A 12,285-nucleotide genomic window follows, 5' to 3' on the forward strand; every position below is an offset into this window, starting at 1 on the left:
CGCCATCCGTGGCGCGGCCCTTTTCCAACCGAAGGCCTGCCGCCAATGACCACCCCCGCGCCCGCCATTGAACTCAAAGGCATTTCCAAAGCCTTCGGCCCCGTGCAGGCCAACAAGGACATCTCGATCCGGGTCATGCCCGGCACGATCCACGGGATCATCGGCGAAAACGGCGCGGGCAAATCAACGCTGATGTCGATCCTCTATGGGTTCTACAAGGCGGACGCGGGTGAAATCTTCATCGGTGGCAGCAAGACGGAAATCCCCGACAGCCAGGCCGCCATTGCCGCAGGCATCGGCATGGTGTTCCAGCACTTCAAGCTGGTTGAAAACTTCACCGTGCTGGAAAACATCATCCTGGGCGCCGAAGATGGCGGGCTGCTGAAACCGTCCCTGTCCAAGGCGCGCAAGACCCTGCTGGAGCTGGAACAGGAATACGACCTCAAGGTCGACCCCGACGCCATCATCGAAGAGATCGGCGTGGGCATGCAGCAGCGGGTCGAGATCCTGAAGGCGCTGTACCGGCAGGCCAACATCCTGATCCTGGACGAACCCACGGGCGTGCTGACCCCCGCCGAGGCCGACCAGCTGTTCCGCATCCTTGGCCGGCTCAAGGAAGAGGGCAAGACGATCATCCTGATCACGCACAAGCTGCGCGAGATCATGGACATCACCGACACCGTCAGCGTCATGCGCCGGGGCGAGATGACAGCCACGGTGAAGACGGCGGACACCAGCCCCGAAGAACTCGCCGAACTGATGGTCGGCCGCAAGGTGCTGCTGCGGGTGGACAAGACACCGGCCAAACCGGGCGACGTGGTGCTGGATGTCAAGAACCTCAAGGTCGTGGATGAACAGGGCGTTGAACGCCTCAAGGGCATCGACCTGCAGGTACGCGCGGGCGAAATTGTCGGTATCGCCGGGGTCGCGGGCAACGGCCAGTCCGAATTGCTGGAGGTGCTGGGCGGCTACGCGGATGCGACGGGCCACGTAACCCTGAACGGCACGCCCATCGATCTGACGGGCAAGCATTCGGACGGACGATCCCGCCGCGACAGGGGCATTGCCCACGTGCCCGAAGACCGCCAGCGCGAGGGCCTGATCATGGACTTCGCCGCCTGGGAAAACACCGCTTTCGGCTATCACCGGGATGCGGCCTACACGTCGGGCCTGCTCAGCAACAATGCCGCGATCAAGGCGGACACCGCGGAAAAGATGGAACGCTTCGATGTCCGCCCGCCGCATCCGCACCTGGCGGCCAAGAATTTCTCGGGCGGCAACCAGCAAAAGATCGTGCTCGCGCGCGAGATTGAACGCAACCCCGACCTGCTGCTGATCGGCCAACCGACTCGCGGCGTGGACATCGGGGCGATCGAATTCATCCACCAGCAGATCGTGGCCCTGCGCGATCAGGGCAAGGCGATCCTGCTTGTGTCTGTCGAACTGGAAGAAATCCTGTCGCTGGCCGATCGGGTCGCCGTGATGTTCGACGGCCGGATCATGGGCGAACGGCAATCCGGCGACACGGACGAGAAGGAACTGGGCCTCCTGATGGCGGGGGTGACGGCATGATGTCTTCTTCCGACCAAAAATACGATGGGGGGGCCGCGCACGCGGCGGGGGTGAAACCCCCTCGAATATGGCGTGTGCGCAGCACGCAACTGGATAACGGAGCAAGCGCATGGACGTGATGCCCAAATGGGCCGAGGTGATCCTTGTCCCGCTGATTTCGCTGATCCTGGCGGCGATCCTGTCGGCGCTGGTGATCCTCGCCATCGGCGAGGACCCGGTGGCGGCCGTGAACCTGATGGTCACGGGTGCTTTGGGATCGACCTATGGCTGGGGTTATACGCTGTATTACGCGACGAACTTCATGTTCACGGGGCTGGCCGTGTCCGTGGCTTTCCATGCGGGCCTGTTCAACATCGGCGGTGAGGGGCAGGCCATGCTCGGCGGGCTTGGCGTCGCCCTTGTGCTGCTGTTCATTCCCTGGCCGCATTGGACAATCGCCGTGCTGGCCGCGACGGCGGGTGCGGCTGTCTTTGGCGCTGCGTGGGCGGCCATTCCGGCGTACCTGCAGGCCAAGCGTGGCAGTCATATCGTGATCACGACGATCATGTTCAACTACATCGCTTTTTCCGTGCTCGTTTATATGTTGGTGAACGTATTGCGGCCGGCAGGCAGCATGGATCCTGCAACCGCTCGCTTCCCCGAAGTGGTTCACATCCCCAACCTAAGAGATGTGCTCGCTCCAATCGGAATAGAATTTGCAAAAACACCGGCCAACATTTCAACTTTCATAGCAATCATCGCGTGCGTTTTGGTCTGGCTGCTGATCTGGCGCACGCCCTTGGGCCTGGAAATCCGGTCCTATGGCAAGTCGGGGCGGGCCGCGAAATATGCGGGCATCGGCGCCGTGCGCATCACGATGGTTGCCATGCTGATCTCGGGCGCGCTGGCGGGCATGATGGCCATCAACAACGTCATGGGCGAGGCCGAGCGTCTGGTCCTGAACGCGGTCGAAGGCGCGGGCTTTATCGGCATCGCCGTGGCGCTGATGGGACGCAGCCATCCGTTTGGCGTGTTCCTGGCCGCGATCCTGTTCGGGTTTCTGTACCAGGGCGGGGCCGAACTGGCGCTGTGGACGTCGATCCCGCGCGAATTGATCGTGGTGATCCAGGCGCTGGTGATCCTGTTCACTGGCGCACTCGACAACATGGTCCGCATGCCGCTGGAGAAGATCTTCCTCGCGGCGCGCACTGCGCGTGCGCCCAAACCCGTCAAGCCCGCGGAGTAGAGCGATGGATATTCTGGCACTCTTCGACCTGTCCGTCCTCGACTCGACCGTACGTCTGGCGACGCCGCTGCTGCTGGCCTGCCTTGCGGGTCTATTCTCGGAACGCGCTGGAATCTTTGACATCGGGCTTGAGGGCAAGATGCTGTTTGCCGCGTTCTTTTCTGCCGCGGTCGCCGCCATGACCGGGTCGGTCTGGATGGGTCTGCTGGCCGGTATCGCGGCCTCCATGGCCCTGTCGGGCATCCACGGCCTCGCCTCGATCACCTTCCGCGGCAATCAGCTGATCTCGGGCGTGGCGATCAACTTTCTCGCCGCGGGTCTGACCGTGCTGATCGCGCAGGACTGGTTCCAGCAGGGCGGGCGCACGCCATCCCTGATCGGGGGCGGGCGGTTCGAGCCGATCACCCTGCCCTTTGCCGATGCCCTGGGCGGCGTGCCATTCATCGGCCCGATCTATGCGGAGCTGATTTCGGGCCATTCCGTCCTTGTCTATGTGGCCCTGTTGGCCGTGCCGGGCACCTGGTGGCTGCTTTTCCGCACCCGCTTTGGCCTGCGTCTGCGCGCAGTGGGTGAGAACCCGGCGGCTGTCGACACGGCGGGCGTGTCGGTGATCGGGCTGCGCTTTGTCGCCGTTGGCATCTGCGGCATCCTGTGCGGTATCGCGGGTGCGTATCTGGCAACGGGCTTGCAAGCCGGGTTCGTCAAGGACATGACCGCCGGGCGCGGGTTCATCGCGTTGGCGGCGTTGATCTTTGCCAAGTGGCGGCCCTGGCACGCGCTGTGGGCCACCTTGCTGTTTGGGTATCTGCAGGCCATCGCCCTGCGCCCTGACATCATCGAAGGCGCTCTTGGTTTCCGTGTGCAGGTCCAGTTGCTGGACGCGTTGCCCTACATCCTGACCGTGGTGATTCTGGCGGGCTTTGTCGGCAAGGCAATTCCGCCCCGTGCGGGCGGCGAACCCTATGTGAAAGAACGCTGAGCGCGAAGGGCGCGGGGCGCTCTTGCCGCGATAGGTCCAGTTTCCTCACAAACTTAGCCCCAGTTTGCTGCGCGGCGGCGTGACATCTTGATTTTCCATCCGCCCCCGTCCTAAGGGGGACCATGCAAATCTACCTGCCCATCGCCGAGGTATCGGTCAATGCGTTCCTTCTTTTGGGGCTGGGCGGCATGGTGGGTGTACTGTCCGGCATGTTCGGGGTTGGTGGCGGCTTTCTCATGACGCCGCTGTTGTTCTTTATCGGCATCCCCCCCGCGGTGGCCGTGGCGACCGAGGCGAACCAGATCGTGGCGTCGTCCTTTTCGGGCGTGCTGGCCCATCTCAGGCGCAAGACGGTGGACCTGAGGATGGGGACCGTGCTGCTGATCGGCGGCCTCATAGGGGCGGCACTGGGCGTGCTGATCTTCAACTATCTCAAGTCCCTGGGCCAGGTCGATCTGCTGGTGCGCCTGTGCTATGTCGTGTTCCTTGGCGTGATCGGCGGGCTGATGTTCATCGAAAGCCTGAACGCAATCCGCAAGACCGCCCGCGGCACGGCGATGCCCACGCGCAAGAAGCACGGGTTGATCCACAAGCTGCCCTTCAAGATGCGGTTCCGGGTTTCGGGCCTCTATATCTCGGTCATTCCGCCACTGCTGGTCGGTCTGGCCGTGGGCATTCTGGCGGCCATCATGGGTGTGGGCGGCGGATTTATCATGGTACCTGCCATGATCTACCTGCTGGGCATGCCGACCAAGGTCGTGGTGGGCACGTCGCTGTTCCAGATCATCTTTGTCACGGCATTCACCACGATGCTGCACGCCACCACGAACTTTACCGTGGACGTGGTTCTGGCGGTTTTGCTGCTGGTTGGTGGTGTGATCGGCGCCCAGATCGGTACCCGGATCGGCGTGCGCATGAAGGCCGAGCAATTGCGCATCCTGCTGGCGCTGATGGTGCTGGCGGTCTGCGGCAAGCTGGCCTTTGACCTGCTGGTCATGCCGTCCGAGCTGTTCTCTATCGGCGCGGTGGAGGGTCATTGATGCTGCGCTGGCTGATCATCGCGATGCTGTGCGCCGCGCCTGCCTGGGCCGAAGAAGTCGTGCTGGGACTGAGCCAGGACGAGGTGGCGATCACCACCAGCTTTGATGGCTCGGAAATCCTGATCTTTGGCGCCGTCAAACGCGAAGCGCCGATTCCCCAGGGCGAACTGGGTGTCATTGTCACCATTGCAGGCCCGCCCGAACCGGTGACCGTGCGCCGCAAGGAGCGCCGTTTCGGCATCTGGGTGAACACGGATGCCGTCGAACTGGACGGCGCCCCCAGCTACTACGCCGTTGCCACAAGCGGCCCGCTTGATGACGTGTTGGGCATTCGCGACAACCTTCAACACAAGGTGTCCGTGCCGTCGATGCTGAGCAGTGTCCAGACGCCCAGCACGGTGCTGGATGCGAGCGCCTACGTAGCGGCCCTGATCCGGATCAACACCAACGCAGGCAATTATCAGGTGCTTGAAGAACAGGTGGTCGTCGACGAGGATACCCTGTTTCGAACCCGCATTCAGCTGCCCGCCGCCCTGACCGAGGGCGCCTATGAAACGCGGATCTTCCTGACCCGCGACGGACAGGTCGTGGCAAGCTATGAGACCGCGATTGACGTCCGAAAGGTGGGCCTCGAACGCTGGTTGTTCAGCCTGAGCCGCGAAAACCCGTTCTGGTACGGGCTCATGTCGTTGGCCATTGCCATCGCCGCGGGCTGGGGCGCGTCGGCGGCGTTCTCTCTGATCCGGAACTAGGGGCCTTGCGCCCTATTCGGGTGCTTCGGCCTCGAGCGTCAGCGGTGCGGCGGGCACCGTGCGCAGATCATCCACACGCAATGGCCCCGCCGGTTTCGACAGCCGGTTGCGCACAACCCAGATCAGCCGATCCTGGGCGCGTGTGATCGCCACGTAAGCCAGCCGTTTCCACAAAGGTTGCCCCGCCTCTGTCCGGTTCATCCGCGCCGCCGCGTAAAGGTCAGGCGCAAAGACCTGGACCGTGTCCCACTGCGACCCTTGCGCCTTGTGGATCGTTACCGCCGCTCCGTGGAGAAACGTGGCGCCCATGCGGGCGGCATAGGGGATAAAGGGCTCTTCCTCGTCCGGTTTTTCTATCTTCACGATGGATGCCGCCGACACCTGGGGGTCTTCGGCCCCGATCACGTGCAGGCGGGAAAAGCCGGGCTTGCGCCCTTCGCCCAGATAGACCACCTGCGCGCCCTTGATCAGGCCGCGCGCCTCGAGATCGAGCCGCTTCTTGCGGTGTTTCAAAGGCAGTTCCAATCCGTCACAGATCAGGGGCTCGCCCTCGATCAGCCGATCATCGGGCGCGTCATAGACAGAGCGGAAGGCATTGATCAGGCGGATACGGGTTGCGTTGCGCCAGACCAGAACGGGACTGCGGGCCATCAGGTCCACCTCGACCCGTTGACCCCAGACAACGCGTTCGTCGCTGGCGGCGGCCTCTTCCACCATCTTCTCGAACCGGTAAAAGTCGACCTGCGGGTCGGCCAGCGCGTGGGCGAGGTCAAGGATCGGGTTGTCCGCCGCTTGGCGGTGAATGCGCCCAAGGTGCATGACCCGCTTTTCCGGGAGCTTGTCAAAGACCATCGCGCCAGACTGGTTCACCGGCGCAAGCTGGGCCGGATCGCCGAACAGCAGAAGCGTCGGAAAGATGTCCTTGAGGTCTTCGAACTGCTTGTCATCCAGCATCGACGCCTCGTCAATGAAACCGATATCCAGCGGTTCCTCGCGCCGTTTCCAGCCGGTGATGAAATCGCTGCCCCGCAGGCCTGCGGCGGCCAGGGCGCCCGGGATCGATTTGTTGGTCTGGTAAAACGCATGGGCGCGGTCCAGCGCCTGGTCGGTCAGCCCCTCGACCTCGGGCCGGTCGCCGTTGCCCGCCAGCCATTCGGCGATCCGTTCGTATTCGGGATCATAAACGGGGGTATACAGGATGCGGTGGATCGTCGTGGCGGGCACGCCGCGAAAGCGCAGAACGCTCGCCGCCTTGTTCGTGGGCGCCAGGATGGCAAGCGTGCGCCGGTCCTTGCGGCGGCGGGATTCGTAGTCACCGGAAACGACATCGACCCCGGCCGCTTCGAGCGCCCTGTAAAGTTCCGACAGCAGTAGCGTCTTGCCCGACCCGGCCTTGCCCGTGATGGCCATAACGCTTGTGGACGTCGATTTTGGCGGCATCAGCAGCGCGTCATCGAGGTCAATACCCGCCCCGCGCAACATCTCGGTCACGGTGTCATAGGCGCTGGCCTGATCGTCGGAAAGGGCAAGGGCAGTGGACATGCCGCGACCCTATAGACGGGCCGCGGCAGGTGCCAGCGGGATCAGGCGATGCGCGCCAGTTCCCGGCGTGATGCGGTGCCAAACGCATGGTCAAACCACTGGCGCGACCGTTCCATGGGTACGCCTGCGCGCTCGGCCACCCGGGCGGCGGCGGTATCGTCGAAATGCCACAAGCCCACGCTGATCCGGTCGCGCCCGGTTCCGGTGCTGCCCAGCACGTCCGGAGAGGACCCGATCATGCGGTAGATGCGCACCATGCGGGCGTCGAAGACCCCAACAAAATGTTCCACACCAAAGTTCTGCATGATTTCCCCCCCGCCCAGCATAAGGGCGGCGGCGACGTGGCTGCCTGCGCCGCGGGTCAGGCAAAAGCGGGTGCATTCCCAGATCACCGGGCTGGTGATCGGACCCGAGATCAGGTCGCCGAAATGCTCATTCACCATGGTGCGGCCCGTGGTGGGCAGAAAGCGCATCGAGCCGCCATGGCTGCCATCGGGTTCTTCCCAGATGACATAGAGTGGGTTCAGATCGTCGTATTCGTCGCGTTCATACCCGTCCTTGTCCACCTGAACGTCCCACCCAAGCCGGGTTTTGAATTGATCCGCACGATCGCGGAACATGGTGCGGGCAAGTTTGGGATGATCGCCAAGATCGGAAGCGTACACGTAACGCAGCATCGAAGTACTCCTTGTCAAACCGGGGCAGGCATGACCAAAATACTACTGATGCGTGCGTTAACGTCCACACACACACGCGTGCGATGTGTTGTCTCTGGGCGCAACAGGGCGCGTTACACGACGATCAATCCCCTGCTCATGGCCCGGGCAACGGCGTGCGTCGTGTTCATGGCGCCCAGCTTGAACCGGGCGCTTTCGATGTAGACGCGCAGTGTGTGTTCCGAGATCGACAACGTGTCGGCCACCTGCGCGCGGCTGTATCCCATCGCCAGAAACGTCATCGCATCAACCTCGCGCGGGCTGAGCGACTGGGACTGTTCCGGTGTACGCTCGGGTTCGAATTCGAGCGCTTTTTCGTTGAACGTATGGGCGATCAGGATCAGGTCGCGGCGATGCGCTTCTGTCCAGTCCGCCCATGTGTCGTCGTCGCATGAGTGGCTGACTGTAAAGAGCGCGAACTGACCGTTCGGCCCCCGGATCGGAACCGAGAACCCCTGGTTCCCGACCCCATGTTCTATCGCTTCGGCCTGGAAGGTTCGGGCAGCCTTGCTGCTCCAATCCAGCCGCTTCCAGTCAACCGGGTGAAATCTTTGAAAACACCCGAGAATAACCGGATCGACCCGCAGGTAATTCTGCTCCAGGTACCGATCACGCCAGCGGTCCGAATATGTGCCGCAACCATATTGTGCCCCGGCGGAATCGACCCAGTGGTATACCACATGATCAACGCCATAATGGTCGCGTATAACTTCGGACGCCGCCTGAAGGGCGGTGAGCCCGTCAGCTTGTTCCAAATCCTCCAAAATGGGTTCCAACGGCTGCCTCGCCGTCGTGGTGCTGACCATCTTTGGCTTCCTTCATCGCGGCGATCTCGGCCATCGCGACGATTGCGGTATCATCCAACTGTTCCGCAAGCGCGGGCATTTCGTTGGCGCGGGCAAAAGTCTTGAGGTCCGTAAGAACGTCCAGTATCCAGTCACTTCTCATGGTCAGACTCACTCTCGAGTGGTTAATGAAAGGTTAACACAACTATAGCATGTGTTAATCCCGCCAGAAAATTCACGTATTTCCACTCCCCAGAAATAGCGAGGCGACATTTTTCAAGCCATTGATACGACTGGCCCCGGCTTTGAACGCAAAAATGCCCGCGACACCTGAGGGTGATTCGCGGGCATTTACATTCGTCTCAGACGTGTGATGCGTTAACGGCGGGCCGCCACAGCGTCGTCCAGAGTGCGCAGACCGGTCTTGGGGGCCTGCACCAACACCGACATGTTGCCGGGCTTGTGTTCGTTGCGCATCATCTTCATGTGCGCCTCGGGCAGGTCTTCCCAGGTAAAGACTTCGGACATGCAGGGATCAAGCCGGCGCTCAACCATCAGGTTGTTGGCGGCAGAGGCCTGCTTGAGATGGGCAAAGTGGCTGCCTTGCAGGCGCTTCTGGTGCATCCACATGTACCGCACGTCGAAAGTGAGGTTGTAGCCGGTGGTGCCGGCGCAGATCACGACCATTCCGCCCTTCTTGCAGACAAAGGTCGACACGGGGAACGTGCTTTCGCCGGGGTGTTCGAACACCATGTCCACATTCACGCCCTTGCCGGTGATGTCCCAGATGGCCTTGCCAAACTTGCGCGCCTCTTTGAACCATTCTGCATATTCGGGCGTGTTGACCGTTGGCAGCTGACCCCAGCAATTGAAATCCTTGCGGTTGATGACGCCCTTGGCGCCCAGATCCATCACGAAGTCACGTTTGCTTTCGTCGCTGATGACACCGATGGCGTTGGCACCTGCCGTGTTGATCAGCTGGATCGCATAAGAGCCCAGGCCACCCGATGCCCCCCAGACCAGCACGTTCTGGCCGGGCTTCAGGTCATGGGGTTCGTGACCGAACAGCATCCGGTAGGCGGTGGCAAGTGTCAGCGTATAACAGGCGCTTTCTTCCCACGTCAGATGCTTGGGGCGCGGCATCAACTGCTGGGCCTGGACATTGGTGAACTGGGCAAAGGACCCATCTGGCGTTTCGTAGCCCCAGATGCGCTGGCTTTCCGAATACATAGGATCGCCGCCGTTGCAGTGTTCGTCGTCGCCGTCGTCCTGGTTGCAGTGGATCACCACTTCGTCCCCGACCTTCCAGCGTTTCACCTTGTCACCGACGGCCCACACGATGCCGGACGCATCGGAACCGGCGATGTGGAACGGTTGCCCGTGACCGTCGAAGGGCGAGATTGGCTTGCCCAGGCTGGCCCAGACACCATTGTAGTTCACACCGGCCGCCATAACGAGCACCAGCACCTCGTGGCTATCGAGTGTCGGCACATCGACGACTTCGAGCTGCATGGCCGTGTCGGGATCCCCGTGGCGTTCGCGGCGGATGGCCCACGCATACATCTGTTTGGGGACGTAACCCATGGGCGGGATTTCACCCATCTCGTAGAGGTCTTTTTCAGGTGCGTCGTAGGACGCGATGCCGGTGTCGAGTGCCATGTTGAGCCTCCGTGTTGAGAAGTCTGTGCCGCAGCGCAGAATCGACTGCGTTAGGGCTGAATATGGATCGATACGCAATAAAGCAACCCAGATTTCGCATTTTTTGTAATTTTATGACTTTGCGGTCGCAGCATTCACAGACGAGATGCTGTCGGCATACAGATCGTCAATCGAGTTGGCATAAAAGCGGAACAGCGCCGTCTCCTCTTGTCTGCGCCGCCACCCGGAGCCTGCGGCTTCGACCATCCCCCTGTGCTGCATGTCCTCGAACGCGCGTTGCACACGGTCGGCCAGTTCGTCATCCGTGAGTGGTGGCCGCGTGCCGCGCGTGGATGGCATTCCTGATTTCACATGGTGCACCAGGTCCACTTCTTTCAACGGCTCAGACGCCATCATGAATACGCGGGCCAACAGCGGTACAAAGGGCACTGGCATCACGTCCTGAATGCTGTCGCGCAACGTCTCCGCCAGATCGTCAAGATCGCGGTCCCGGCCAAGTGCCTTCAGGGAAACAGGTGGGCCAAACACAACCGATGCGGTGCCGAACTTGCGATAGCGACGGGTGACCCATTGCCACAAAAGCCGCAGGATCGCGGCCATGACCACCGTCATGCTGACCCCGAAACGCCGGTCGCCCCGCTGATCCGCGGCAATCAGCACCCGATCCTCCAACACGCGGTCATAGTTTATCGCCACCGGCACAAAGACCACATCGCGCTTTTGGGGATCGTAGCCTTCGACCACATAAGACAGGAGCCCCATCTTGAGCGGCATGAGTTGGCCGTTCACGCTCAGTCCGCCCTCGGGGAAAATGGCCTGCGTCACCCCGCCCTCTGTCGCCATCTGCACATAGCGGGACAGAACCTTGCGATAAAGCGCACCACGCGACTTGCGGCGAATGAAATATGCCCCCATCGATTTGATCAACCGCGACAGCGGCCACACCCGTGCCCATTCGCCAACCGCATAGCTGAGGGCCGAGGCCCGGGCGGCCAGGTAGGTGACCAGCACGTAGTCCATGTTGCTGCGGTGGTTCATCACGAAGACGACCGTGGCATCGGGATCGACGCTTTGGATTTGCTGATCGTTGTTCAGTCCGGTGCGCACATCATAAAGTGCTGTGGCCAGCCAGCGGGCCGCGCGTGCACCAAAGCTGAAATACGCAAAGGCCGAGAAGCTGGGCACGATTTCACGCGCATAACGGCGCGCCTGCTCAAACGCGACATTCTCGGGCACGTCGTGGTCTTCGGCGTGGGCCACAATGGCCTCGGTCACTTCGGGATCGTAGATCAGGCGCTGGATCATGTCATAGCGGCGCGCCAGCTTGAACGGTTCGATTGGTCGGGTCAGCCGTTCATTCAACCGCGCGACGGCCCGTTCCAACCGCCTCCGAAAGAACCAGCGCACGGACGGAAACAGAAAATGCGAGGCAAACGTCACTGCCGCGAACAGCACAATCAGCACAAAAAGCCAAAGGGGGAGTTCAACGGTCGTCATCATCGCGTGAACCCTTGCAGCCGTTATGGTGTGGGGGCAAGGGAAATGGTCTGGCGTTTCCCATCGCCCGGGCCGAAACTGCGCCAATGTATAACGGAGATTCCTTCTATACCCTGACCATGTGGGGCCAGATCGGGCTGGCCTGTGTATCGCTTTTGTTTGCCGCACTTGCCCTCGGGTTTACCCGGTTGCTGGTGCTGCGCCGCCCCCTGATCATGCGCGTGCCTGTTTGGATCGTGGCATTCATCACCTTTGTCTGGGCCTCGCCCCAAGGCTACTATACCTATTACCGCATGATCTTTGACGGCCTGCCCGCGCAATCGGTGATCAAGGCCCCGCCGCCGCCGCAAGAGCTTGTCGCCCTTCTGACATTTACCGGCCCAGCGACGTTGTCGGCGCACAGCACGGGGGTTCTGGGCTGGTTGATGTTTGCCGTCGCCATCTGGCCGCAGCGCAGAAAATGCCGCGACGCAGCGCATTGACTGCGCCAGAAAATTACCTATACCTCCGTTTACACG

General features: G+C 61.7%; 12 protein-coding genes. 6 read left to right on the plus strand and 6 right to left on the minus strand.

Annotation, left to right across the window (positions count from 1 at the left end):
* The first annotated feature begins 45 nt into the window (after nt 1-45).
* The 5 genes from Q0844_RS08050 to Q0844_RS08070 all read left to right on the plus strand — a co-directional run bounded on the left by Q0844_RS08050 (nt 46) and on the right by Q0844_RS08070 (nt 5,568).
* Entirely contained in the window at nt 46-1,572 is a 1,527-nt protein-coding gene (locus tag Q0844_RS08050) for an ABC transporter ATP-binding protein (RefSeq protein WP_299043661.1), read from the plus strand.
* A 109-nt stretch (nt 1,573-1,681) separates the two neighbouring features.
* Nucleotides 1,682-2,797 carry an ABC transporter permease gene (locus Q0844_RS08055; protein WP_299043663.1) on the plus strand — a complete coding sequence of 372 codons (1,116 nt, stop codon included), beginning with the start codon at nt 1,682-1,684 and terminating at the stop codon, nt 2,795-2,797.
* A 4-nt stretch (nt 2,798-2,801) separates the two neighbouring features.
* Nucleotides 2,802-3,776, plus strand: coding sequence for an ABC transporter permease (locus Q0844_RS08060; protein WP_299043666.1), 975 nt, complete (start codon nt 2,802-2,804; stop codon nt 3,774-3,776).
* Between the two features lie 122 nt (nt 3,777-3,898).
* A complete protein-coding gene (locus Q0844_RS08065) occupies nt 3,899-4,816 on the plus strand; it encodes a sulfite exporter TauE/SafE family protein (protein ID WP_299043668.1) in 918 nt (305 codons plus the stop codon).
* Complete coding sequence (locus tag Q0844_RS08070) at nt 4,816-5,568, plus strand: TIGR02186 family protein (protein WP_299043671.1); 753 nt, start codon at nt 4,816-4,818, stop codon at nt 5,566-5,568. The genes Q0844_RS08065 and Q0844_RS08070 overlap by 1 nt, the downstream gene beginning before the upstream one ends.
* A 12-nt stretch (nt 5,569-5,580) precedes the next feature.
* Here the strand turns inward: Q0844_RS08070 and Q0844_RS08075 are convergent, their stop codons facing one another.
* From Q0844_RS08075 to Q0844_RS08100, 6 genes are all read right to left on the minus strand, one after another.
* Complete coding sequence (locus Q0844_RS08075) at nt 5,581-7,110, minus strand: AAA family ATPase (protein ID WP_299043674.1); 1,530 nt, start codon at nt 7,108-7,110, stop codon at nt 5,581-5,583.
* A gap of 41 nt (nt 7,111-7,151) precedes the next feature.
* Nucleotides 7,152-7,787, minus strand: a complete 636-nt coding sequence (locus tag Q0844_RS08080; RefSeq protein WP_299043678.1) for an acyl-homoserine-lactone synthase — start codon at nt 7,785-7,787, stop codon at nt 7,152-7,154.
* 113 nt (nt 7,788-7,900) lie between these two features.
* Nucleotides 7,901-8,632: a LuxR family transcriptional regulator gene (locus Q0844_RS08085; RefSeq protein WP_299043680.1), complete on the minus strand. Its 732-nt coding sequence runs from the start codon at nt 8,630-8,632 to the stop codon at nt 7,901-7,903.
* Complete coding sequence (locus Q0844_RS08090) at nt 8,568-8,774, minus strand: hypothetical protein (protein WP_299043683.1); 207 nt, start codon at nt 8,772-8,774, stop codon at nt 8,568-8,570. The genes Q0844_RS08085 and Q0844_RS08090 overlap by 65 nt, the downstream gene beginning before the upstream one ends.
* Before the next feature lie 215 nt (nt 8,775-8,989).
* Nucleotides 8,990-10,270, minus strand: coding sequence for a crotonyl-CoA carboxylase/reductase (gene ccrA / locus Q0844_RS08095; RefSeq protein WP_299043687.1), 1,281 nt, complete (start codon nt 10,268-10,270; stop codon nt 8,990-8,992).
* 111 nt (nt 10,271-10,381) lie between these two features.
* Nucleotides 10,382-11,770 (minus strand): 1-acyl-sn-glycerol-3-phosphate acyltransferase, encoded by a 1,389-nt coding sequence (locus Q0844_RS08100; RefSeq protein ID WP_299043690.1) that lies wholly within the window; start codon nt 11,768-11,770, stop codon nt 10,382-10,384.
* Nucleotides 11,771-11,853: 83 nt separating this feature from the next.
* On the opposite strand from Q0844_RS08100, the gene Q0844_RS08105 reads away from it, so the two are divergent.
* Nucleotides 11,854-12,249, plus strand: a complete 396-nt coding sequence (locus Q0844_RS08105) for a hypothetical protein (protein ID WP_299043693.1) — start codon at nt 11,854-11,856, stop codon at nt 12,247-12,249.
* The last annotated feature ends 36 nt before the right edge of the window (nt 12,250-12,285 follow it).

It is taken from the genome of uncultured Tateyamaria sp. (assembly GCF_947503465.1).
Taxonomy (GTDB): Bacteria; Pseudomonadota; Alphaproteobacteria; order Rhodobacterales; family Rhodobacteraceae; genus Tateyamaria.